The 248-nt window shown below is 32.3% G+C and carries 1 pseudogene; it reads right to left on the reverse strand.

Annotation, left to right across the window (positions count from 1 at the left end):
• Positions 1-248, reverse strand: a pseudogene (locus TY19_RS00475) (IS982-like element ISPasp3 family transposase); the annotation flags it as partial.

Consider the following 248-nt stretch of genomic DNA (forward strand, 5'->3'; position numbering starts at 1 on the left):
CATAAAAATAGTCTCGTTTACTGACATTATACCCTCTAAATTCCTCTCCTCGATAAATTCTACCATTTCGAATTCTTCTATTTCTAACAGAAACAGGAAAAGCATCAACAATATATTCAAAAGGCAGTTTTCCAAAGTTTTTTAACTTTTGCATAAACTCAAGTATTTCCTCCCACCATTTCATGGGTTTTTGATGAATTCTTCTATTTAATGCGCTCTTACTCAGTTTGTTCATGATATATCGATGC

The sequence above is a fragment of the Candidatus Protochlamydia sp. R18 genome, assembly GCF_000648255.1.
GTDB classification, from domain to species: Bacteria; Chlamydiota; Chlamydiia; order Chlamydiales; family Parachlamydiaceae; genus Protochlamydia; species Protochlamydia amoebophila.